Source organism: Burkholderia sp. Ac-20349 (assembly GCF_017104865.1).
Classification (GTDB): domain Bacteria; phylum Pseudomonadota; class Gammaproteobacteria; order Burkholderiales; family Burkholderiaceae; genus Burkholderia; species Burkholderia aenigmatica.
In genome coordinates this window covers 1-23,098 of sequence record NZ_JAAGPM010000124.1, presented here as the reverse complement: position 1 = coordinate 23,098, position 23,098 = coordinate 1, and the positions used below count along the sequence as shown (strand labels likewise).

General features: G+C 62.9%; 24 protein-coding genes and 1 pseudogene. 23 read left to right on the top strand and 2 right to left on the bottom strand.

The features are described from left to right. The 8 genes from G3N61_RS29985 to G3N61_RS29950 form a co-directional block, all read left to right on the top strand. Window positions 1-1,514, top strand: a 1,514-nt coding sequence (locus tag G3N61_RS29985; RefSeq protein ID WP_205824239.1) for a DUF4118 domain-containing protein, incomplete at its 5' end; no start/stop codon positions are given. Continuing rightward, window positions 1,511-2,245 carry a response regulator gene (locus G3N61_RS29980; RefSeq protein ID WP_043178039.1) on the top strand — a complete coding sequence of 245 codons (735 nt, stop codon included), beginning with the start codon at window positions 1,511-1,513 and terminating at the stop codon, window positions 2,243-2,245. The genes G3N61_RS29985 and G3N61_RS29980, both read left to right, overlap by 4 nt. Window positions 2,246-2,535: 290 nt before the next feature. Continuing rightward, window positions 2,536-3,309 carry an ABC transporter substrate-binding protein gene (locus tag G3N61_RS29975; RefSeq protein WP_011355971.1) on the top strand — a complete coding sequence of 258 codons (774 nt, stop codon included), beginning with the start codon at window positions 2,536-2,538 and terminating at the stop codon, window positions 3,307-3,309. Window positions 3,310-3,483: 174 nt separating this feature from the next. Then, on the top strand, window positions 3,484-4,173 hold the full coding sequence (locus tag G3N61_RS29970) for an ABC transporter permease (RefSeq protein WP_043178036.1): 690 nt from the start codon (window positions 3,484-3,486) through the stop codon (window positions 4,171-4,173). Next, the gene (locus G3N61_RS29965; protein WP_043178033.1) at window positions 4,170-4,883 is read left to right on the top strand and encodes an ABC transporter permease; all 714 of its coding nucleotides are present in this window, start codon (window positions 4,170-4,172) and stop codon (window positions 4,881-4,883) included. Before G3N61_RS29970 ends, G3N61_RS29965 begins: the two co-directional genes overlap by 4 nt. Before the next feature lie 33 nt (window positions 4,884-4,916). Further along, complete coding sequence (locus tag G3N61_RS29960) at window positions 4,917-5,684, top strand: ATP-binding cassette domain-containing protein (protein WP_043178030.1); 768 nt, start codon at window positions 4,917-4,919, stop codon at window positions 5,682-5,684. 445 nt (window positions 5,685-6,129) lie between these two features. Further along, complete coding sequence (locus tag G3N61_RS29955) at window positions 6,130-6,267, top strand: HHHH-motif protein (RefSeq protein WP_179258831.1); 138 nt, start codon at window positions 6,130-6,132, stop codon at window positions 6,265-6,267. 61 nt (window positions 6,268-6,328) lie between these two features. Continuing rightward, window positions 6,329-6,790, top strand: a complete 462-nt coding sequence (locus G3N61_RS29950; protein ID WP_089453486.1) for a DUF3761 domain-containing protein — start codon at window positions 6,329-6,331, stop codon at window positions 6,788-6,790. 106 nt (window positions 6,791-6,896) lie between these two features. Here G3N61_RS29950 and phaZ read toward each other — a convergent pair whose 3' ends face one another. After that, window positions 6,897-8,252, bottom strand: a complete 1,356-nt coding sequence (gene phaZ / locus G3N61_RS29945) for a polyhydroxyalkanoate depolymerase (RefSeq protein WP_205824238.1) — start codon at window positions 8,250-8,252, stop codon at window positions 6,897-6,899. Window positions 8,253-8,541: 289 nt separating this feature from the next. Here phaZ and G3N61_RS29940 point away from each other — a divergent pair, with 289 nt between their 5' ends. From G3N61_RS29940 to G3N61_RS29905, 8 genes are all read left to right on the top strand, one after another. After that, window positions 8,542-9,204: a glutathione S-transferase family protein gene (locus G3N61_RS29940; RefSeq protein WP_089453484.1), complete on the top strand. Its 663-nt coding sequence runs from the start codon at window positions 8,542-8,544 to the stop codon at window positions 9,202-9,204. A gap of 237 nt (window positions 9,205-9,441) precedes the next feature. Continuing rightward, window positions 9,442-10,686, top strand: a complete 1,245-nt coding sequence (locus G3N61_RS29935) for a cyclic nucleotide-binding domain-containing protein (RefSeq protein ID WP_043178021.1) — start codon at window positions 9,442-9,444, stop codon at window positions 10,684-10,686. A gap of 13 nt (window positions 10,687-10,699) precedes the next feature. Continuing rightward, entirely contained in the window at window positions 10,700-11,464 is a 765-nt protein-coding gene (locus tag G3N61_RS29930; RefSeq protein WP_205824237.1) for a flagellar motor protein, read from the top strand. 39 nt (window positions 11,465-11,503) lie between these two features. Continuing rightward, window positions 11,504-12,178, top strand: coding sequence for an OmpA family protein (locus G3N61_RS29925; RefSeq protein ID WP_205824236.1), 675 nt, complete (start codon window positions 11,504-11,506; stop codon window positions 12,176-12,178). Window positions 12,179-12,226: 48 nt separating this feature from the next. After that, window positions 12,227-13,189 carry a hypothetical protein gene (locus G3N61_RS29920; protein WP_205824235.1) on the top strand — a complete coding sequence of 321 codons (963 nt, stop codon included), beginning with the start codon at window positions 12,227-12,229 and terminating at the stop codon, window positions 13,187-13,189. 140 nt (window positions 13,190-13,329) lie between these two features. Further along, window positions 13,330-15,192, top strand: coding sequence for a methyl-accepting chemotaxis protein (locus G3N61_RS29915; RefSeq protein WP_205824234.1), 1,863 nt, complete (start codon window positions 13,330-13,332; stop codon window positions 15,190-15,192). A 105-nt stretch (window positions 15,193-15,297) separates the two neighbouring features. Continuing rightward, complete coding sequence (locus G3N61_RS29910) at window positions 15,298-16,086, top strand: hypothetical protein (RefSeq protein WP_205824233.1); 789 nt, start codon at window positions 15,298-15,300, stop codon at window positions 16,084-16,086. Between the two features lie 192 nt (window positions 16,087-16,278). Next, window positions 16,279-16,734, top strand: a complete 456-nt coding sequence (locus G3N61_RS29905; protein ID WP_205824232.1) for a GNAT family N-acetyltransferase — start codon at window positions 16,279-16,281, stop codon at window positions 16,732-16,734. A gap of 246 nt (window positions 16,735-16,980) precedes the next feature. Here G3N61_RS29905 and G3N61_RS29900 read toward each other — a convergent pair whose 3' ends face one another. Beyond that, entirely contained in the window at window positions 16,981-17,955 is a 975-nt protein-coding gene (locus G3N61_RS29900; RefSeq protein ID WP_205824231.1) for a hypothetical protein, read from the bottom strand. 259 nt (window positions 17,956-18,214) lie between these two features. Here G3N61_RS29900 and G3N61_RS29895 point away from each other — a divergent pair, with 259 nt between their 5' ends. The 7 genes and pseudogenes from G3N61_RS29895 (at window position 18,215) to G3N61_RS29865 (ending at window position 22,905) form a co-directional block, all read left to right on the top strand. Then, complete coding sequence (locus G3N61_RS29895; RefSeq protein ID WP_089428115.1) at window positions 18,215-18,625, top strand: TIGR02594 family protein; 411 nt, start codon at window positions 18,215-18,217, stop codon at window positions 18,623-18,625. After that, window positions 18,622-19,722 carry a hypothetical protein gene (locus G3N61_RS29890; RefSeq protein ID WP_205824230.1) on the top strand — a complete coding sequence of 367 codons (1,101 nt, stop codon included), beginning with the start codon at window positions 18,622-18,624 and terminating at the stop codon, window positions 19,720-19,722. Before G3N61_RS29895 ends, G3N61_RS29890 begins: the two co-directional genes overlap by 4 nt. A 91-nt stretch (window positions 19,723-19,813) precedes the next feature. Continuing rightward, window positions 19,814-19,915: pseudogene (locus tag G3N61_RS29885) on the top strand (TIGR02594 family protein); the annotation flags it as partial. Between the two features lie 116 nt (window positions 19,916-20,031). Then, window positions 20,032-20,664 carry a glutathione transferase gene (gene yfcF, locus G3N61_RS29880; protein WP_205824229.1) on the top strand — a complete coding sequence of 211 codons (633 nt, stop codon included), beginning with the start codon at window positions 20,032-20,034 and terminating at the stop codon, window positions 20,662-20,664. A 640-nt stretch (window positions 20,665-21,304) separates the two neighbouring features. Then, window positions 21,305-21,997 (top strand): hypothetical protein, encoded by a 693-nt coding sequence (locus G3N61_RS29875; protein WP_143331159.1) that lies wholly within the window; start codon window positions 21,305-21,307, stop codon window positions 21,995-21,997. 82 nt (window positions 21,998-22,079) lie between these two features. Continuing rightward, window positions 22,080-22,703, top strand: coding sequence for a LysE family transporter (locus tag G3N61_RS29870; RefSeq protein WP_043177994.1), 624 nt, complete (start codon window positions 22,080-22,082; stop codon window positions 22,701-22,703). A 7-nt stretch (window positions 22,704-22,710) separates the two neighbouring features. Next, complete coding sequence (locus G3N61_RS29865) at window positions 22,711-22,905, top strand: hypothetical protein (protein WP_043177992.1); 195 nt, start codon at window positions 22,711-22,713, stop codon at window positions 22,903-22,905. Window positions 22,906-23,098 lie beyond the last annotated feature (193 nt).

Here is a 23,098-nt window from a genome sequence, read left to right as displayed (position 1 = left end):
GACCGCGCACGCACGTGTGGGTGTCGCAGTACGCGGTGCCGCTGCTGCTCGCCACGCTCGTGTGCGCGCTGGCGACGCTCGCGGCGAGCGCGCTGCTGCGCGTGTTCGACCTGTCGAACGTCGTGATGCTGTTCCTGATGACCGTCGTGCTGATCGCGCTGCGGCTCGGCCGGCTGGCCGGCGCATGGGCCGCGTTCGTGTGCGTCGGCTGCTTCGACTTCTTCTTCGTCGAGCCGAGGCTGTCGTTCGCGGTGTCCGATACGCAATACGTGTTCACGTTCGCGCTGATGCTGGCCGTCGCGCTTGCGATCGGCCAGCTCGCGGCGCGCCTGCGCGCGGAGGCGCGGGCCGCACGCGCGAACGAGAAGCGTTCGGCCGCGCTCGCGCGGGTCGCACACGACCTGTCGGCAGCGATCGAGACCGAGCAGATCGCATCCATTTGCACCGGCACGATCGCGCCGCTGCTCGGCGTGCGCGTCGCGCTCGTGCTGCCGGATGCGGATGACCATCTGATGCCGGCGCAGCATGCGCGGTTCGTCGAAGCGCCGATCGCCCGCTGGGCCTACGAGAACGCGCGCGGCGCCGGGTGCGGGCTGCCGCCGTTCGAGCGTGCGGCCGCGCAGTACCTGCCGCTGAAGGCGCCGATGCGCGTGCGCGGCGTGCTCGTGCTGTTCGGCGACGCGCAGCCGGTCCCCACCGACCCCGACGATCGCCGCCTGATCGACGCGCTGTGTTCGTCGATCGCGATGGCGCTCGAACGCGTGCACTACGTCGGCGTCGCGCAGCACACGCTCGTCCGCATCGAAGGCGAGCGGCTGCGCAATGCGTTGCTCGCCGCGGTGTCGCACGACCTGAAGACGCCGCTGACCGCGATCCGCGGGCTCGCCGAGACGCTGGAGCGGCCCGAGCGGCTGGCCGACGGGCAGCCGGCCGCGCTCGCGCACGGCATTCGCAACCAGGCCGAGGCGCTGCACGGGCTCGTCGTGAACCTGCTCGATCTCGCGCGGATGCAGAGCGAGGGCGTGCGGCTGAATCGCGAGTGGCACATGCTCGACGAGATCGTCGGCAGCGCGCTCGCGCATTCGGCCGGCGTGCTGGCCGGCCGCGACGTGAGCGCCGACCTGCCGGCCGACCTGCCGCTGATCGACGTCGACGCGCTGCTGATCGAGCGCGTGCTGATGAACCTGCTCGACAACGCGTCGAAATATGCGGGCACTGACGCGGCCGTGGCCGTGCGGGCTCGCGTGTTCGGCGAAACGCTGTACGTGTTCGTCGAGGACGACGGGCCCGGCTTCGTCGCGCGCAACACCGAACCGCTGTTCGAGCCGTTCGAGCGCGAACGCAAGGAATCGTCCATCAGCGGCGTCGGGCTCGGGCTCGCGCTGTGCCGCAGCATCGTCAACGCGCACGGCGGCTCGATCCGCGCGGTGCCGCTCGATCCGCACGGCGCGCGGTTCGAGATTCGTCTGCCCCTGGGCGCGCCGCCCGATATCGAACACGAGAGCCGGACATGATCAGATCGCGCGTACTTATCGTCGAGGACGAATCGGACATTCGCCGTTTCGTGCGGATGGCGCTGGAACAGGAAGGGCTCGACACCTGCGAGGCGTCGACGGCCCGCGAGGCGCGGATGTATGCGTCGAGCAGCAAGCCCGATCTCGTGATCGTCGATCTCGGGCTGCCGGACGATGACGGCAAGACGTTCATCCGCGAGCTGCGCGAGTGGTCGACGGTGCCGGTGATCGTGTTGTCGGCGCGACAGCAGGAAGTGGAGAAGGTCGCGGCGCTCGACGCGGGCGCGGACGATTACCTGCCGAAGCCGTTCGGCGTGCCCGAACTGCTCGCGCGGGCGCGCGCGCAGTTGCGGCGCGCGGCGTTCGTGTCGGCCGACGGGCAATCGTCGTCGATCGTGCGGTTCGGCGACGTGACGGTCGATCTCGGCAAGCACGAAGTCGCGCGTGGCGGCGAGCCGGTTCATCTGACGCGCCTCGAATTCCGGCTGCTCGCCGCGCTGATTCGCGCGCGCGGCGGTGTGATTGCCGCGCGGCAATTGCTGGCGGAGGTCTGGGGCATCCACGACGCGGAGCGCGCGCACTACGTGCGTGTGTACATGACGAACCTGCGGCAGAAGCTCGAACCGGTGCCGGCGCGCCCGCGGCACCTGCTGACGGAGCTGCAATTTGGCTACCGGCTGGTCGGTCTGGAAACGGTCGGGATGGCGGATGGGCCACGCGCCGCGGTGTAGCCAGGTCTAGACAAGTGAAAGCCGGCACATGGCGGCGCATGTACGCCTGAAGAAAGCTGTTGTTTAGCTTGGCGTAATTCGTAATTAATTGAAATTTAAGGAAAAATCACATTGTCGAAACAATCCGCCGACAACTAGAGATAAACACGGATTGCTGGCGAACCTGCAGAAAAGGCAAAGTTGTATGTACAACTTGGGGTGTCGCCGAAAGGGGCGGTCTCCGGGTTGGAAGGGTTCACGGCGGCGCCGCCCGACGGGACCCCGCCCAGTTCGCCTCTGACAGGAACGCCATGAAGAAACTCGCGCTCAGTATTGCCCTTGCCTGCATCGCGGTCGGTGCCCACGCCAAGGATTGGTCGACGATCCGGTTCGGCGTCGACGCCAGCTATCCGCCGTTCGAATCGAAGGACGCAAGCGGCAAGGTCGTCGGCTTCGACGTCGATCTCGGCAACGAGATCTGCGCCCGCCTGAAGGCGAAATGCGTGTGGATCGAGAACGACTTCGACGGGATGATTCCCGCGCTGAAGGCGAAGAAGTTCGACGGCGTGCTGTCGTCGATGTCGATGACGCCGGCGCGTGCCGAGCAGATCGCGTTCTCCGACAAGCTGTTCAACACGCCGACGCGCCTCGTCACGAAGAAGGGCGCGAACCTGCAGCCGACGGCCGAATCGCTGAAGGGCAAGTCGGTCGGCGTCGAGCAGGGCACCATCCAGGAAACCTACGCGAAGGCGTACTGGGCGCCGAAGGGCGTACAGGTCGTGCCTTACCAGAACCAGGACGGCGTGTACCAGGACCTGATGTCGGGCCGCCTCGACGCAGCGCTGCAGGACGCGGTGCAGGCCGACATCGGCTTCCTGAAGACGCCGCGCGGCGCGAATTTCGAATTCGCCGGCAAGGACATCGACGATCCGAAGACGCTCGGCAACGGCGCCGGCATCGGCCTGCGCAAGGACGACGCCGACCTGAAGGCGAAGATCGACCATGCGATCGCCGACATCATCAAGGACGGCACGTACAAGAAGCTCGAGAAGAAGTACTTCGCGTTCGACGTCTACGGCGGCTGATCGTCCATGCGGCGCGCACCGGCTGTGGCGCGCGCCGCGCCTGTTGTGGGTGCAACCCGCTTCGCGTGATGCGTCCGACTTGATGAGCAGGTTGCATCAGGTAGTGCGCAGATATCGTTTGATGCGGGGTTAATGGCTGTCGAAAATCCAGCCACCTCGTTCTGGATCCCTCATATGATCTTCCAAGGATTTGGTCCGCTGCTGTGGGCCGGCACGGTGGAAACCGTGAAGCTCGCGGTGCTGTCGCTTGCCGCGTCGCTCGTGCTGGGCCTCGTCGGCGCGAGCGCGAAACTGTCGACCAACCGCGTGCTCAAGGCGATCGGCACCTTCTACACGACGCTGATCCGTGCGGTGCCGGACCTCGTGCTGATGCTGCTGCTGTTCTACGGGATCCAGATCCTGCTGAACAACTTCACCGACATGCTCGGCTGGGACCAGATCGACATCGATCCGTTCGTGGCGGGCGTCATCACGCTCGGCTTCATCTACGGCGCGTACTTCACCGAGACGTTCCGTGGCGCGTTCCTCGCAGTGCCGCGCGGCCAGCTCGAAGCGGGCTTCGCGTACGGGATGAGCGGCTGGCGCGTGTTCCACCGCATCCTGTTCCCGCAGATGATGCGCTTCGCGTTGCCCGGGATCGGCAACAACTGGCAGGTGCTCGTGAAAGCCACCGCGCTGGTGTCGATCATCGGCCTCGCCGACGTCGTCAAGGCGTCGCAGGACGCGGGCAAGAGCACGCTCGATTTCTTCTTCTTCACGCTGGCTGCAGGCGCGATCTACCTCGCGATCACGACGGTGTCCAACGTCGTGCTGCATCGCCTCGAGAAGCGTTATTCCGTTGGCGTCCGGAGGCTCGCACTGTGATCGAACTCGTCAGCCAGTACTGGCAAAGCTATCTCTACACCGACGGCTACCGCTTCAGCGGCCTCGCGATCACGCTGTGGCTGCTGGTCGTGTCGATCGCGCTGGGCTTCGCGCTCGCCGTGCCGCTCGCGATCGCGCGCGCGTCGTCGAACCGCTGGATCTCCGGCCCGGTGTGGCTCTATACGTACGTGTTCCGCGGCACGCCGCTCTACGTGCAGCTGCTGATGTGCTACACGGGCATCTACAGCCTGCAGGTCGTGCACAACCACGTGCTGCTCGACACGTTCTTCCGCAACGCGATGAACTGCACGCTGCTCGCGTTCGTGCTGAACGAATGCGCGTATGCGACGGAGATCTTCGCGGGCGCGATCAAGGCGACGTCGGCCGGCGAGATCGAGGCCGGCATGGCTTACGGGATGTCGCGCTTCAAGCTCTATACGCGGATCATCCTGCCGTCCGCGCTGCGCCGCTCGCTGCCGAGCTACAGCAACGAAGTGATCCTGATGCTGCACGCGACGACCCTCGCGTTCACCGCGACCGTGCCCGACATCCTGAAGGTCACGCGCGACGTCAATTCGGCAACGTACATGTCGTTCCAGGCCTACGGCATCGCGGCCGTGCTGTACGCCATCGTCGTGTTCACGCTCATCTGGGCGTTCCGCAAGCTCGAGACGCGCTGGCTCGCGTACCTCTCGCCCCGCGGCCATTAACGCTTTCGCAAGATTCGCAAGGAAGGACCAAGCATGTACAAGCTCACCGTTGACAACCTGCACAAGAAGTTCGGCGACAACGAGGTGTTGAAGGGCGTGTCGATGAAGGCGAAGGCCGGCGACGTGATCAGCATCATCGGCTCGAGCGGCTCCGGCAAGAGCACGTTCCTGCGCTGCATCAACTTCCTCGAGCAACCGTGCTCGGGGCAGATCACGATCGGCAGCGAGCCGATCCAGACCACCCGCGACCGCAACGGCTCGCTGCGCGTGACCGACCAGAAGCAGCTGCAGCGGATGCGCACCAAGCTGTCGATGGTGTTCCAGCACTTCAACCTGTGGGCACACATGACGGTGCTCGAGAACGTGATCGAAGCGCCGATGGCCGTGCTCGGCGTCAGCAAGGACGAAGCGATCGCGCGGGCGCGCAAGTATCTCGAGAAGGTCGGCCTCGCGTCGCGCGTCGAGGGCATGTATCCGTCGCACCTGTCGGGCGGCCAGCAGCAGCGCGTCGCGATCGCGCGTGCGCTCGCGATGGAGCCGGAAGTGATGCTGTTCGACGAGCCGACGTCGGCGCTCGATCCGGAGCTCGTCGGCGAAGTGCTGAAGGTGATGCAGAAGCTGGCCGAGGAAGGCCGCACGATGGTCGTCGTCACGCACGAGATGGGCTTCGCGCGCAACGTGTCGAATCACGTGATCTTTCTGCATCAGGGGAAGATCGAGGAGGAAGGGAATCCGCAGGACATTCTCGTGAATCCGAAAAGCGAACGGCTCGGGCAGTTCCTGTCAGGACGGTTGAAGTAAGCCGGCTGGCGGCGTCGCGGATTGCCCGGGACGCTAGATGCTTGCCACGCGGGATCCTTTCGACGAAGGAGCGTGCGCCCTGCCGCCGTCGACGCCGTGGGGGGGAGGCCGGGGCTTAGCTTGATGATTTTCCGACGGGCGTCATTCGTCCACTTGCGATAAACCGCCTTCGGGCGGTTTTTTGTTGCGCGTTCCACGAAAGCCGCCGTGTGCGCCGCTCGCCCCGGCGATCCGCGTGCCCCTTCGTCACATTCTTTCGAATTCCGAATAGTCGCGAAGCTGAAGATCCGGAAAGAAAAGAAAGACATTCGTCAGCTTCGATGCGTTGACCGCGCTGCGATGTCAAAGATCGTCAATTGCGCGTGGACGCGGTGCACGGCTTGTCGACGACCGGCGTTAAGGAGGTACCAGCCGGATCACCGGTTGACCTACCCGGGAGAGTTTCATGAAGCGCATCGCGAAGATCCTGACGGCCGCCGCAGTCGCATGTGCCGTTCTTGCTCCGGCACTGGCCGAAGCGCATTCGCACCGTGTGTGCCACGTCGATCATCACCACCATCGCGTGTGCCGCTGGGTGCGGTAACCGTGACTTTCCCGGGGATACCCGGAACGCATTCTTCATTCAGGCAAATCAGGAGAGGACTATGAAAAAGACGATGTTGATCGCCGCGCTGGTCGCCGGCATGGGTATGTCGATCGGTGCGTTCGCGCAGGTTCCGGCCAGCGCGCCGGCCGGCACGACCGGTCTGTGCAAGGACGGCTCGTTCTACTCGGGCGCATCGAAGAAGGGCGCATGCGCGGGCCACAAGGGTGTGAAGACCTGGTACGGCGCGTCGTCGGCGGCAGCCGCGAGCGCACCGGCCGCAGCGCCGGCCATGGCGGCTTCCGCTGCTCCGGCATCCGGCACCGCGCCGGCGAAGAGCGCGGCCGCGACGACCGCAGCGCCGGGCGGCGGCGCGGGCAAAGTGTGGGCCAACGACAGCACGAAGGTCTATCACTGCTCGACCGACAAGTACTACGGCAAGACGAAGCACGGTAGCTACATGTCGGAAGCCGATGCGAAGGCGAAGGGCTACCACGCGTCGCACGGCAAGGTCTGTTCGTAATACCGGCTGACGCACGAGGCCGCTTCCTCACGCGTCGTCCGCACGCCGCAGCAACCCGCGCCCCGCCATTAATGGCGGGGCGTTTCATTTTCAGTGCCGTATGGCTTCAGTGGGCGTGATGCGATTGCGTGTCGGTTGCCGCATCGTGCGCCGCTGCGCGGGCATCGAGCAGCGCGCGCAGCGTCACGTAGTGCGTGCCGTCCGCTTCGCCTTCCGCACCCGCGGTGCGATCGTACGGCTCGTTGTCGTGGATCGTCGCGCGCACGATCGGATAGATTTGCGTTTCCCAGCGGCTGCCGTTGAACACACCGTAGTGGCCTGCCCCCGTCTGCACGTGGTGCGTCTTCAGGTACGGCGGCAACCCCGAACACAGTTCCTGCGCGGCCACCGTCTGGCCGACCGCGCAGATGTCGTCCTTCTCGCCTTCGATCGTCAGCAGCGCGGTGCGATGAATCGCCGCAGGCTCGACGAGCCGGTCACCGACCGTCAGCTCGCCGCGTGCGAGCGCGTATTGCTGGAACACCTTCTCGACCGTCTCCAGATAGAACTCCGCGGTGAGATCGGCGGTCGCGAAGTATTCGTCGTAGAAGTGCCGCAGCGTGTCGGCTTTCGCCGGATCGCCTTTCGCGCGCTCGTAATACAGGTCGGCAAACGACGCCGCATGGCGATCCGGATTCATCGACATGAACGCGCCGACCTGCACGAAGCCCGGATACACGCAGCGCTGCGCACCGACGAAGCCCGCCGGCACGACGCTGATCAGGTTGCGCGCGAACCATTCGATCGGCTGGCTCGTCGCGAGCGCGTTGACCTTTGTCGGATTCACGCGGCAGTCGATCGGCCCGGCCATCAGCGTCAGGCTCGCGGGCTGCGCCGGATCGCCGCCGGCGGCCATCAGCGCGACCGCCGCGAGCGCGGCGACGGTCGGCTGGCAGATCGCGAGCACATGCGCGTCCGGCCCGATCTGGCGGATGAAGTCGATCACGTGCGCGACGTATTCGTCGAAGCCGAACCGTCCGGCCATCAGCGGGATGTCGCGCGGGTTGTGCCAGTCGGTGATGTACACGTCGTGGTCGGCCAGCATCGTGTGCACGGTGCCGCGCAACAGCGTCGCGAAATGCCCGGACATAGGAGCTACGATCAGCACGCGCGGCTGGCGCGCAACCGGCAGCGCCTTGCGGAAATGCAGCAGCGTGCCGAATGGCGTGGCCGCGGCGGCTTCCTCGACGATTGGCACCGTTTCGCCGTCGACGACGATCGACGCGATGCCGAACGGCGGACGCCGATGCGAGAACGCGCAGCATTCGAGCAGTTCGCACAGCGCGTCGAGCATGCGGCCGGTCGGCGTCGCGGTGGCGGGCGGCCACAGCGACATCGTCGCGCGCGCGGCGACGGCCCATGCGCGCGCCGGACGCACGCATTCGGCAGACCATTGATAGAACGGATAGGCAAGCAGATTCATGGCCGTCGCTCGTTGTGCCGCGTTGCATGGAACGAGGCAAGCGATGTGCCAGCCCGCGGCTGGCACGCGCGTTGCACGCGGTTCGGGAACGCGGCGACGCAGGCCGCACGCGACAACCGGCAGCCGCACCCGATGCATGGCCGCGCCGATCTGGCGGGCGGCACGTGCCGCGACAGTGTGCGGCGCTGCGCCAGTTTGGCGAATGCGCCGCACCGGCATGGTGCGGGTGACGCCACGCGGCGTCCGTTTTCGGTGCAGGGGCACGAACGGCTTTGGACAGGGGAGCGACATGGAAGTCACCGGACAGACGACGCTGACCATCAGCAGCCGCAATTACTCGTCGTGGTCGATGCGCGGCTGGCTGCTTGCGAAGCTGAGCGGGCTCGTGTTCGAGACGGTCAGCGTGCCGATCGATGCCGCGTCGCGCGCGGAGCTGCTGCTGCTGTCGCCGTCGATTCTCGTGCCGTGCCTGACGCACGACGGCAACACGGTGTGGGACACCCTCGCGATCGCCGAATACCTGAACGAGATCCGGCCACAGGCGCGGCTGCTGCCCGAAGACCGGCAGGCCCGCGCACATTGCCGGTCGATCTGCGGCGAGATGCATTCCGGCTTCAGCGCATTGCGATCCGCGTTGCCGATGAACCTGCGCGCGCATTTCCCCGGCTTCCGGATCTGGTCGCGCGCGCAGCACGACATCCAGCGGATCGTGACGATCTGGCGCGAGTGCCTGGCCGCGTACGGCGGCCCCTGGCTGTTCGGCGCGGAGATTGGCATCGCCGATGCGATGTATGCGCCGGTCGTCACGCGCTTCCTGACCTACGACGTGAAACTCGAGCCCGATGTGGCCGAGTACTGCATGCGGGTGCTCGCGCATCCGTTCGTCGCGGAGTGGATCGAGGCCGCGAAGGCGGAGCACGAAGACATCGACGAACTCGACATGGAGTTTTGACGAACGGGGTGGCGTGGCGCTTTCAATTGCACTACACGAACACGCATAAAGACGAACTTTCTGGTGTGGCTGCGCGACCCGCAAACGTTTTACCTTGATTTCGCATCGAAACGAGGACGAATTCCCTAAAGGATGTTGAGCCCGATGACGTAAACGGGTCACGGGGATGACTCGTGATCGCATGCTTTCGACGTGCGACGCGCGGTCCGCAACATTCAGCGCAGCAGGGGAATCGACTTGAATCGTCAGCAATCGTGGACGCGTACGGCGGCGCCCGGGGAAATCATTTATTCCGAGGGGTTCGCCGGCGAGCCCGTCATCTTTCTGATCACCGACGGCAAGGTCGAGCTGTCCACGCGCTGCGACGACAAGCGTGTCGTCGTCGCGACGCTCGGACGTGGCGAGTTCTTCGGTGAGTCGGCGCTGCTCGGGGCCGAGCCGCGTGCCCAAACCGCGAAGGCGCTTTCATTCTGTCAGCTCACGGTCGTGCCGGCCGGCACGCTCGACGAGGAAATCGAGCGCGTGTCGGCGCTGCTGCGTCACATCGTGCGGACGATGATCCGTCGCGTGAAGCGCAAGGACGACCAGCTCGCTACCTATACGCACGCCGACTTCATGCCCGGCGTGCTGTCGTACGCGCATGTGCTGGCGCTGATGGCGGGCGCCGATGCGCGCGAGGGCGGCGACGCATGGACGCGCCGGCCGATGCAGGCCCATGCGGCCGAAACCTCGGTGCCGCTCGCCGACGTGATCCGCAAATGCCGCGCGATTGCCGGCCACTCGCGGCCGCACGTGCTCGCGATGCTGCGACGCATGGAGAAGCTCAATCTCGTCACGATCGAAGCCGCGCAAGCGGATCACGCCGGCGCGGCAACCGACTATGCGGCGTCGTCCGATGCGCGCCAGGTCGTCACGTTCGACGCCGCGCGCGTGATCGATCGCGCGCAGCAGGTTGCCGATCACGATCTCGACCTGTCGATCAACAGCGAACTCGAACTCATCGAGCTGGCCGATCTCGAGTCGCTGATCGGCGTCGAGAAGACCATGCTGCTCAACAAACTGTCGAACGGCGAGATCGCCGAAGAGGTGTTCGCGTTCCGCAAATCGAAGGTGCTCAGTTACGTCGAGCAGAAGGGTGTCGCGTACTTCTCGCGGCGCAATGCGCGTCGCGGCGGCGACGTGCGCGCGCTGGCGGATCTCGTGTGGATCGACTCGCGCACGCTGTTCGACGTCGTCAGCGCGTTCGATACCTACGATCTCGCGAAGCTGATCGCGAATCTCGACGATCGCGCGGTGGCCGACAAGCTGTTTTCCGTGATGACCGAGGCTCGACGCAACGAGGTGTCGTGGGTGATGCGTCGCGAGCTCAAGCTCGATCCGGTCGAGATCGAGGACATCGAGCGGCGCGTGCTGGATGCCGTTCGCGCGGCGAAGGCGCCGGCGGCGGGCGCCGCGCCCGTCGCGTCGGCATCGGATGCATGACAAGGGGGCGCGCATGGATCTGTTGACCCTGGCCGGTGTAGTGCTGGGCGGTGCGGCGATCGTGTTCGGTTTCGCGCTGGAAGGTGGGCATTTCTCGATGCTGTTCCAGTTCGAGGCGCTCGTCATCGTGCTCGGCGGCACGCTCGGCGCGGTGATGATCCAGAACACCTGGGCGCGCTTCTTCGACGCGGTGAAGCAGTTGCGGCTCGCGTTCGTGCGGGCGCGCGAAGTCGATCGCAAGAACCTGTCCGACCTGCTCGAATGGGGCGACCGCGCGAAGCTCGACGGGCTGCTCGTGTTCGAATCGATGGACGTGAGCGGCATCCATCCGTTCGCGCGCCGCGGGCTCGAACTGCTGGCGAACGGCGTATCGACCGCGGTGCTCGAGGACGCCTTGCAGCGCGAACTCGATGCCTACGAACGCAGCCGCCTGGCTGCCGCGCGCGTGTGGCAGCAGGCCGGCGGCTATGCGCCGACGTTCGGCATTCTCGGCTCGGTGCTCGGGCTCGTGCAGGTGACGAGCCATATTCTCGAACCGGCGCAGCTCGGGCCAGGTATCGCGGTTGCGTTCATCGCGACGCTGTATGGGCTGGCGTTCGCTAACCTCGTGTTCCTGCCGCTGTACGGCAAGCTGCGCGCGCAGATCGACAGCGAGCTGCGGTTTCGCAAGCTGTATCTCGACGGCTTGCTGGCGATTTCGCGCAAGGAATCGCCGCATACGATCGAAACGCGCCTGACTGGCGACGTGCGCGGGCGCGCGGCCGAGTCGCTCGCGTGATGGGCGTGTGTCGAACGACGAACCCGGAATTCCGACCGCATGACTGCTCGAACTGACGGCGCTTCCGCTGCCGATCGCGACGACGACGAACTCGACGGCGCGCAATCCGGCCGCTGGCTGATTTCGTACGCGGATCTCATCACGACGCTGATGGTGCTGTTTCTCGCGCTGTATGTGCTCCAGCTCGCGAAATACAACGCGCTCGACGCGCGGTACCAGACGCTCGCGCGGCATGCCGAAAGCGCGGCGAGCGCATCCGCTGCCGCTGCCGTGACGCCTGAGCACTCACCGCCGTGGCTCGCATTACTCGATTCGTTGAAGTCGAACGGCCGGATCTCGCTCGTAAAAGCGCCGCATGGCGTCGAGATCGGCATCGACGCGAAGATCCTGTTCAATGTCGGTGATGCACGCTTGCTGCCCGATTCGTCGCCGGTGCTGAACCAGATCGCGCAGGCACTGAGCGATCACGCGACCGGCGACATTCTCGTCGAAGGGCATACCGACAGCGTGCCGATCGCGAACGCGAAATACGAATCGAACTGGGAGCTGTCGTCGGCGCGTGCGGGGAGTGTTGTGCGCTACCTGGCCGAGCGCGGTATCGCACCGCACCGGCTCGCGGCGATCGGGCGGGCCGATACGCAGCCGCTCGTTGCGGGTGACGATGCGGCCGCGCGGGCGCGCAACCGGCGGGTGACGATCTTCGTTGCGTATTGATTGAGTTGCTGGCGCCCACACAAAATTTGAATCTGAGGGAATGCGTCGATGTCGACCGAGAATAATTTGGAGGGCGTTGCCGATCGGACCGTGAAGAGCGGTGCTCAAGCCTTTGCCGAACTGTTGATGCGCGCGTCGACAGCGGACTTGTCGCCGAGGTTCCTGATCATCCAGACGATCGTATTCACGGTGGTGATCACATTGGTGTGCCATTTCTGGCTGGGGCCATGGATGGCAAGTCATAACACATACTCGTGGTGGAGGCAGTGGCGCTGGATACCGCTGCCGTGGGCTTGCGGTTATGTTGCGTTGATCGGAACGCTGCGCCATCAGTCCTTGATGGCGGCACATGCGAAATTGGGTGCTCTGAGGAAGGATGCTCCTGATGATGTGAAGCGTCAGCTCAAGAGCCAGGTTGAGAAGAAGCGCGCTTTGTACAAGATGATCGGGGAGATATTCGCGGCGATGTCGGTACTGGGTGCCGCGTTTTCGCTGGTGACTTCCTACTACTCGTTCGATACGCGATTCCTGCGGCCGGCTGCCGTATCGGTCGATACGGATCTCGCGAAAATTCAGGAATTGACTGAGCAGACCTGCCGTCTTGGCGTGACTGCGGACGCGTGTACATCCCGGCCGTCGGTGAGCCAGATGGTCGAGATCATCGAGAAAGAAACCGACGCCATTCAGCGGCACGCCGCTGTGACGGCGATGCTGGACCGCTTGCGTCCAGTGTTGCTGACCATTGAAGGTGGCGGCCGCGAGGAACTGGCACAATTGCTCGACGAAGTTGATGCGGCGTTTCCGAATGATGCGCTGTTCTCACTGCTGCAGATGGCCGCAGCATCGTTCCTGGTTTTGACTGTTACGGTCGCGGTCGGCTTCAAGCTTGCCGTGGCCGTGTACGAATACAGGATCACGCTTCAGTCGGTTGGCGGCAATGCCTCGTCGTCGGCGCCCCCAGGTGCTCAACAACTAGAGATTGAACGGCATTCCACCGGGCAACAACGTTAGCTGAAGCGTCTGTCGAACGCCCGCCTGACAACAACATAACGAATCTCGCATGATGAACATCTGAAATCAGCGATGCGGTTCTGCGCGTGCGTGCCGATAACCCAAACTGGCTCAGACCGAGCGGTTATCGAGGGTTCCCCATGCATTTCTGGCGCAAGCTTTCCATACAGAACAAGCTGATTCTCAGCATGACGAGTTGCCTGCTCGTGTTCGTCGCGATCTCGAGCGGACTCAGCCTCCGTCTGATCGGCAACGCGGTGCGCGATCGCGTCGTCCGCGAAGAGCTGCCGACGGCCGTGAACGGCATCCGCGCCGACGTGCAGCGGCAGATGGCCGGGCCGATCGCCGCGTCGCGGATTCTCGCGCGCGATGCGTTCCTGCTGCAATGGGAAGCCGACGGCGAGCCCGACGCCGGCACGCGCAACTGGATCCAGCTCGCGAAGAACGTGAAGGACGAGCAGAAGGCCGCGTCGGTGCAGTGGGTGTCCGTGAAGAGCGGCAACTACTACAACGAATCGGGCCTGCAGCGGAAGGTGACCGACCAGGATCAGTGGCTGACCGGCTTCCTGTCGTCCGGCAAGGCGTTCGACGTGAACATGGACCGCGAGGTGACGGTCGGCGGCTACATGATGTTCATCAACAGCCGTGTTGAGCTCGACGGTGTGCCGATTGGCGCGGCGTGCATGAGCCTGTCCGTCGATGCGCTCGCGAAGGGCATTGCTGCGTATCGGATTGGTGAGACCGGGTTCGCGTATCTCGTGCGTCCTGATGGCGCGATCATGATGCATCGCGATTCGGCGCTGATCGATGGCAAGCATTTCATGAAGGATGAGCCGGGGTTGCCGGGTGATGCGTCGTCTACGCTGCTGGGCGGTAAGCCGTATGCGTACTTGAGCTACAACGGCGATGGCGGCGCGCGTTTCATCGCGACGTCGTTTATTCCGGAGTTGAATGCGTATGTGGTCGTTGAGGTGCCGCAGGCCGAGCTGCTCGGGCCGGTGACGCGTGCGATCCGCAGCGCTGCGTTGGTTGCGGCGGTGGTGGGCCTCGGTGTCGCACTGCTTGTGATCTGGCTGGTGGGTCGCGCGATTGCCGCGCCGATTCGTCGCGCGGCGACGCTGCTGTCGGAGATCGCCAGCGGCCAGGGCGACCTGACGCGCCGGATGACGGTCGAGAGCCAGGACGAGATCGGGCAGTTGTCAGATGCGTTCAACCGGTTCGTGTCGTCGCTTTCGACGTTGGTGCATAGCATTCGCGCGGCGTCCGCGTCGATTGCGACCGGGTCGGCGCAGATTGCGACGGGGAATGCGGACCTCAGTGAACGTACGGAAGGACAGTCGAGCAACCTGGAGCGCACGGCTTCGTCGATGGAAGAGATTACGGCCGTGGTGCGGAACAACACCGAGACGGCGACGACGGCCGCCAAGATGATCAATGGCGCTTCCGATACGGCGGCGCGCGGCGGGCAGGTGGTGGGTGAAGTCGTGACGACGATGGAGCAGATCAGCGACGCGTCGCAGCGGATCTCCGAGATCATTGTGATGATCGACAGCATCTCGTTCCAGACGAATATTCTCGCGTTGAATGCGGCTGTGGAAGCGGCGCGGGCCGGGGAGCAGGGGCGCGGGTTTGCGGTGGTGGCTTCGGAAGTGCGGAATCTGGCGCAGCGCAGCGCGCAGGCGGCGAAGGAGATCAAGGCGCTGATCGAGCATAGCGCGGGTACGGTGAATACTGGGTCGCGGCTGGTTACGGAAGCCGGGAAGGTGATGAGCGACGTTGTCTCGCAGGTTCAAGGTGTCAGCGCGATGATGAGCGAGATCGCCGAGGCGAGCCTGGAGCAGAGTGCCGGTATCGATCAGATCGGCGATGCGGTGCAGTCGCTCGATCAGATGACGCAGCAGAATGCGGCGTTGGTGGAAGAAAGCGCGGCGGCGGCGGCGAGCTTGAAGCAGCAGGCAGCGGAATTGACCCGGCTGGTGTCGGCTTTCAAGGTGGATGAATAAAGTCTGATTCGCGATTTAGAATAGGGCGTTTCTGAGGGACGGCTGCCGTGGGTTCACGGCAGCCGTTTTTGCATGTTTGCGCGGGATTCGGTGACGTCTATAAAAATGAAACGCATTTCCAAGTGGAAGATCGGGGTGGGGGCGGTGGTGCTCGTCGCGGTGGTGGCTGCGGTGGGGGCGAAGGTGATTGCGTCGCCTACCGATTCTTATCTCGCCTATCGGAAGAAAGCCGTCGACGCGGTTACAGCGGCGCGGATGGAAGATCAGGCGGATCTGGACAAGAAATACACGGCCGAGGTGAATGCGCGGCTGGTTAAGCTTGTTGGGACGGTTCGGGCGAAAGGGTTTTCCGCGAAGGCGGGGAGTACCGTGGATACCCTCTACATCGACAACGGGATGACGCCCGGGCCGGATGGACTGCTCTTGCAGTCGAATGACGGGAAGGTGAGTCTCGTTGTGACGACTGTTCCGCTTTTGAAGGCCTGGGTGGCGACGGCGGATGCGGGGATCAAGTCGGCGGATGATGTTGCGTCGATTTTCGACAACGAGACGTTTTACACCGACGTGCTCGGTGGCGACGCTGCGGAGTATCGGTTTGCCGAATTGCCGGTGAAGAGAAAGCCGGCTGATGCCGTGGTGAAGGCGTTGCTGCTGGGTGACAGCCAGGACGGGATGCCGGATGGGCCAAATACGTTGATGGTGTCGGTCAGGCAGGGCACACGGGTTTATCTCATGTGGCGGGATGCGACGTTGCCGGCGATTGTCGCTTGTAGTGCGGGGCACGTGGCTGAGGAGCAGCGGCCAGCCTGTTACGCACAGCAATTGCCCAAACAGAGACGCTATTCACGGTTTGTGTCCGAAGCGCAGGCGATGGTCGATGCGGTTGTTCAATAGGATGCGATTGTCTTGATGGTCGTTGAGTCGGGCGACCTCACGGGGCGATCGGATTCGCCCGCATTTTTGAGAGGTTCGACAGCACCGGAAGCATCGCTGACAATCAGTGGTTGAAGACCGGATCGTCACCGATGTCGAGTGCTGCTTCGTCGTCGGGTACTTCAATTTCTTTTTTCCCCAGCTCCGTCTGCCATGACTATCGCTTTCGAGTCTCCCGACCAGCCCGACGTGATTGCCCTTATCGCCGATCTGGACGCGTACCAGGACACCCTGTACCCGCCTGAGAGCCGGCACGCTCTGGATATCGCGTCGCTGAAGCAATCCAATGTGCTGTTCGCCGTTGCGCGGGACAGCGAGGGCAACGCAATCGGGTGCGGGGCGATTGTCCTCAACCCCGAATTCGGCGAATTGAAGCGGATGTTTGTCAGCCCGTGCGGCCGCGGGCAGGGCGTCGCGAGGAAACTCATCGGCGTGCTCGAGGCACGGGCGATCGACCTGGGTTGCAAGTTGCTCACGCTTGAAACCGGACCTTATCAAAACGAAGCGCTGGCTTTGTATGCGTCTGCGGGGTATCAGCGCCGAGGGCCGTTTGGCGAATACAAAAATGACCCGTTGAGCGTATTCATGCAGAAGCACATTGCAGTCTGAGGGGCTGGTTTGTGTGGACACGGCGGCGGGGATTTCCAGTCGGTCGCCCGGTTTCGGCCAATAACTGCCAGCCTGCAATCACGGGGAACGGTCATTTGAATGATTGCTCCCCGTCCGAAGGCAGTCGTTGACTAATGGCATCCAGTGTTTCCAATGCTAGGTCGGCAGCGAGCAACACCTTGGTGTCACGTGAGCGACGGAATGCGTGCATTTCCCCGAGCAGGCCCGCTGCGTGCGCCCGCTGCTTCAACGGCCGCTTTCGTCGGCCGTCTCGCTATCGTCGATGCGAAAAACGATCGGCCCTCGCGGATAGTTCTTGATATCCGGAGAGAAGTTGTGCTTCCCCTCGCCGCAATAATATAAAAACGTAACGATCCAGATCGCGAAGGAGAAGATCAGCGAGAGGCGTCCCCAGATGAAGAAGGCCAGCAGGCCGAGCGCGGCGAGAGTGGAGAAAAAGACGACGGCCTTGCGCCACGGCGTCCTGAGCTTCTGCCAGGTCTCCGGGTGAATGCCGGCGGCAATGAAGGTATTGCGATTGAAGCGCAGCCCCTGGTGTGCGAGGCCGCACAGAAGGGCGACGAGCAGGTCGTGACGATTCTTGAAGCCCGCGCAGCGAATGGCATCGTCGGCGTCGGTCGGGATGAGGTTCATGCGCAGCGTATAGGCCGCGACGGGTTCGCGCGTGGCGCGTCGCCAGAACTGGAAGTTCGCGGGGCTCCTGGTGACGCCAGACGCCGTGTTGTATTCGACGTCATAGGTGCGGTCGGGGTTGGCAACGGCTTCACGCCATTCGATGCACTGTTCTTTCGGGATGGCGGCCGGTTCCGGACGCGTGCCGAGGCCATAACGAAAGCCGGTCGAGTCGACCTCGAACCAGGCGCCGGCATGTCTCGCGCCACGAATGAAAATCTTCACGGCCCACGCGAGCACGCCCAGCAGCACGAGCCACAGGACGAACACGATGAAGCCTTTGTTGAAAAAGGCGCCGTCGTAAAACGGACTGACGAGCAACCCCGTGAACATCGTGCCGAACATCAGCGTCAGGCCGATATTGATCAGGTAGGTGGTGAGCAGGTCGGGAACGCCTTCGCAGGCAGGGATGCTGCGCAGGTGCGCCGGCAGCGTAATGACGCGCGGCTGCGATTCCGTGTCCCCATCCGGTCGAGCCGATGCGCTGTCGAGTTCGGGCGAGGCGGAGTCGTCGGAAGGTGTCGTCATGGTGCGCGGATGAGGCGGTCGAGACCGGATGGATTTGTCATATGGTAGTCGATCTGGCGGGCGTGTCTGCCCACCACCCGGAGGCCGGTAGACGGTAAAAGCGATACGACCGGCACGGACTGAAAGGCAATCACAAGCCGAAAGGGCGCTGTCGCGCTGCCGTATTCATGCGAAGATTGACCGCACAACACACTCGCCCGAGAACGACGTGACCCTATTCAATCCTGAGAGCAAACCGGACGCCGCTCATCCGCCGTGGATGCCCGTCGCGATGGCCGAACTCGGCATCCGCCGCCACCCGCCCGGCAGCATCAACCCGCGCATCGTCGAATACAACAACCAGACGAACCTGGTCGGCTACGACGACAAGATTTCCTGGTGTTCGTCGTTCGTCAACTGGTGCATGACGCACGCCGGCATTCGCGGCACCGGTTCCGCACTCGCACGTTCGTGGCTCGAATGGGGCCGTCCGTTGGAACGCCCCGTCTATGGCTGCATCGCGATCCTGACCCGCGACGACCCCGCGAGCTGGAAAGGGCATGTCGGTTTCTACCTGCGTCACGACGACGAACAGGTGTATCTCTTCGGCGGCAACCAGCTGGAAGAAGTCCGCGAACTCGCGTACCCGTTGAACGAAGTGATCGGCTACCGCTGGCCCGACGCCGCATGATCCCATCGCTGCAGCACACCCGACAACATTGGGTCCAAGCATTTGGCAATGCCATCTTGAAAGACTCGGCGCTAAAACTCACGAAGCCACGTGTTCCGTTGTTTCGGGAAGGCACCCCGTGCAGGCTTGTCACGCATGTCGGAACGATGCTCGCGATGACCATGCTTTGGTCAGGTCTTGCAAGCGCAGCACCGCAGTCCACTCTACGCCTTGCATTGCCTGGCGGAGCAGCAGTGATCTATAGCAATGCTGCGAACCCTCAGGCACCTTTGTCCAACCGATCTTGGAAGCGCGCGGTATTTGTGTTCCCCGATGGAACGACGTTCGGTGTGTTGCCGCGTACCGGCCAAACGAATACGGAAGGTACCGAGATTGAGCCGCCGAAAGCCGAGGACATTTCGCCGTCTGGGCAATATGTTGTCATCGGGCGAGTGGAGACTGGAACAGTATGGCAAGGGCAAGGGAAACCCGAATCTGTCCTGAGCCGGGAATATTGCCCAGTCGTCGAGGTACGCACGGGGTGCATTACCTCAGATCAAACGGGTGAAATTTGCGGGCAAGGTTGGACTGCTGGTCAGCCTGCTCAATGGGGAACGGACGAGCAAACTTCCACGATGCTGAAGAGCGATCGTCCATCGGCAAGTAACGTCCTCCGCTACATCGAAGCAGGGCATCCGGCGGATTGGGTTCTTCGCGACGATTCTGGGGCCGACAATGTGCTTCGTTGTGACCCGTTGTCGTCGAGTAATCGTGCATCCTATCGAAAGATAGCAGCAGCTTTGCGCACGAAAAGTGCAACGAGTGATGCACGATTGATCGAAGCGGCGCTTTCGAAAGGCCTCGGCGGCTCTCTTGATGCGCGAGAGTCGAAAGACGCGGATGCCGAACGCCGGATCGCTATCGTATCGGTCGCAAAAGCAACGCTGTTCACAGCCCCCGATGACGCGACCGCAAGTCGAGCCTATCTCGTCCAGAATGATGTCGTAACCGTACTGAAGCAATCTCCGGCTGGGTGGGTCTATGTGGACTACGTCAACGCATCCGGTAAGCATGTGCTTCGTTGGATCAAAGCCGATCAGATCTCGATCAAGCAATGATGCAAGTTGCCAAGTCCCGCTCGAGAATATGAGTTTCATTCAAGCTGTCGAAGTGAAATTTCGAACGGGTTGGAGCATTGAGCAGTTTGGGGAGCAGGTGTATCGCCTCGGTGGCAATCGACTGGAAGAAGTCCGCGAACTTGCGTACCCGTTGAACGAAGTGATCGGCTATCGTTGGCCCGAAGCCGCATGACCACGTAGCAACAGCACACGCAAAACCACAAACATGACGAAACCAGCCGCTGCTAACCTGTCACACAACCGCATCAACCAGCAGCCGCGAACATCCGTACCCACAAGGAGCCTTCAGTGCAAACCGGTCATCTCCGCCTCTACGCAGATACGCAATACGCGAGCCCTTACGCAATGTCGGTCTTCGTTGCGCTTGAGGAAAAAGCGCTGCCTTACGAACTGGTGACCGTCGATCTCGGCAACCGCGCGCATTTCGCGCCCGACTACGCGGCGACCTCGCTGACGCAACGCGTGCCGACGCTCGTGCACGACGATTTCGCGCTGTCGGAATCGTCGGCGATTACCGAGTATCTCGACGAGACCTTCCCGGGCACGCGGCTCTATCCGGTCGAGCCGCGCCAGCGCGCACGCGCACGACAGGTGCAAGCGTGGCTGCGCAGCGACCTGATGCCGGTTCGAACGGAGCGGTCGACCGAAGTGCTGTTCTACGGGCCGTCGAGCGAGCCGCTGTCGAGCCTGGCGCAGGCCGCCGCACAGAAGCTGTTCGCGGCTGCCGACAAGCTGCTCGCGCCGGGCGCGGCAAACCTGTTCGGCGAGTGGAGCATTGCCGATGTCGACCTGGCGGTGATGCTGAATCGTCTGGTGCTGAACGACGATCCGGTGCCGCAGCGTCTCGCCGACTATGCGCGTGCGCAGTGGGAGCGGCCGTCGGTGCAGCGCTGGGTGAAGTTGAAGCGTCCGCCGCTGTAAATCGCGGGGGTAGGGGGCGGCGGCGCGGTCGTTTGCGCCGTGCGCCGATGCGTCGCATCTCGGTCCGCCCAGCCCACGTCGGGAGGCAGCATACCCGCGTGACGTCATTCCACCCACCGACTCTGAGTGGGAGTGATTCGCGATGAAGAAAATTTGTTTGACTGGCGTGGTCATGGCCGCTTACAGCATCGGATGGGCGGCATCTCCGGGCGAGGGCTTGGTTAAAAGCTGCCTTCTGGCACAGTCCGTTTCTCAGTCCGTCGCGATCGAGGGCATCCATACGCACGAGGTGTCACAAGAGGCGACTACGCAGCCGGCTTTAACGCAAGCTTTCTCGTCAAACATGAACGTGCCGACGTCGGCTACGCGGAAGGGAAGTCGACGCAGGCGTTGATCTATGCTGGAAAACTCTACCGATTGCCCGCTGCCATGCCTGTTGGAAATAACCGCGGAATCAAGCCAACGGCATTCAATCCCGCGCTGGCAGAGTGGAGCATCGCAAGAGCACGCCGTCAGCGTTATCTATGTGTGAGCTTCAATTTTGACGGGCTTGGGAGAAGTGGGTCATTCCAGAAGGTTCGTGGTGGATATCTCCTGGATTCGGTGAGCAGAGCGCTGTATTTTTTTGTTCGCAATGTAGATGGGTAATTTTTGTATTTTCCTTGGAGGAGAGATGCGGTTTTTGATTGTTTTTCTTCTTTTCTTCGGGATTGGAAAGGTTTTTGCAGAGGATCAGTCGTCTTCCCCGTCTCTATCGGTTGTGTCGGGTGGAAAGACGCTTGTCTTTGTCTGTGATCGTGCACGATCGGAAGTCATGGTGTTTGATGGTGATGGAGCGGGAAAGGCGGGAGATTGGGTAGCGAATCAAAAATTGGATGATTCGGATAGTTGCAGTGGTGGTGTGTGGGTTGTGAACGAGCTAACCGGCACTGATACGAAGTTGGTCATGATAAATCCCGGTAGGTCGGGGGCTAACGCCAAAATGAACGTTTATGCGGTTCGAGGCGGGGGCGTGACGTTTGCAGGGTATTTGCCGGTGGGAGCAGATTATGTGGGAGGGAGTCAGTATTCCTACGATTTTGACCAGGCAGATGGCCGGTGGCGGGATTTTTATGAGGTGTCTGTCGGAAAAATCCGCTTGTCGAAAGAAATCTGGCTGGTGCAGTCTGGTGGGGTGTGCGTTGACAAGGCAGGGGGCGTAATGGATGGATCGGAGTGTAAGGGGAAGACGATGCACGCCAGTGTAAATAGGCCGTTATGTGTCCTTTATGGAGGGCGAAATGGAAAAATTGCTCCAATTGAAGCGTGTTCACAGTTGGTCGATCGCCCATGAGCGTGCCATTCCGCATGCACCCATAATTGGCATGCTAGAGTAGATCGGCTTTCCCCCTTTACCCAAATCCTCCCGAACCGCCATGAGCTATCTTCCCCAACTCGCCGCAGTCGGCGGCGTGATGTTGCTGGCGTGCGTCAGCCCCGGTCCCGACCTGATCGCCGTTTCGTCCCACGCACTCGGTAATCGCCGAGCGGGCCTGCTGGCTGCACTGGGCATCGCGTCGTCGCATGCGGTCTGGGCAGCGATGGCGATTTTCGGGCTCGGGCTGATCGTCGCGAAGCTTGCGTGGCTGTACGAGGCGATTCGCATTGCCGGTGCCGCGTACCTGATCTATCTAGGCATCAAGACGCTGTCGGGCCTGCGCCAGTCGGCACAGCAGGCTGAAGCCGCGAGCCAGCCGGTCATTCGCGGCGGCGTGCATGCCTACCGGAAAGGGCTGCTGGTCGGCCTGACCAACCCGAAAGCCGCGGCGTTCTTCGGCAGCCTGTTCGTCACGCTGCTGCCCGCGCATGCGCCGGCATGGGTGCATGGCGCGACGCTGGCCGTGGTCGTCGCCGTATCGGTGACGTGGTTCTGCACGATCGCCGTGCTGTTCTCGACGAACCGCGTGCAGACGGGCTACGCGAAACTGCGCAAGCCGATCGACGCGGTGATGGGGACGATCCTGCTGGGGCTCGGCGCAAAGCTGGCACTCGACCGATAACGCTGCAATGAATGTGCTCGGCCCGATCCTCATCGGGCTCCTGCTGGCTGCCGGCGTGTTCGTTGCGATCCGGTTCTGGCACAAGCCCATCACGCGTATCTTCACCGTTATCGTCGCCGTTATCGCAGGGCTGGGCATTGCGTGGGCGGCGGTTTATCTGATCGCGTTGTCGTCGGTTCAATGTCTGGGATCGTGTGGGTGAAGAGCGGGGCGCCGGCAAGTGTGGAAGCCGGCGCCGTATCGTGATCGCACTCAGTCCTTCGCCACAGGGCCTGTCAGTAATTTCGTGTTCAAGGCATATGATGCTCCGAAGGAGACTATATGCCTCGCAAACCGAAAGCCAAACCGGTAGACCTGCCGGCGATTCCCGCCGAGTTGCTTGAGCAATTCGGCAG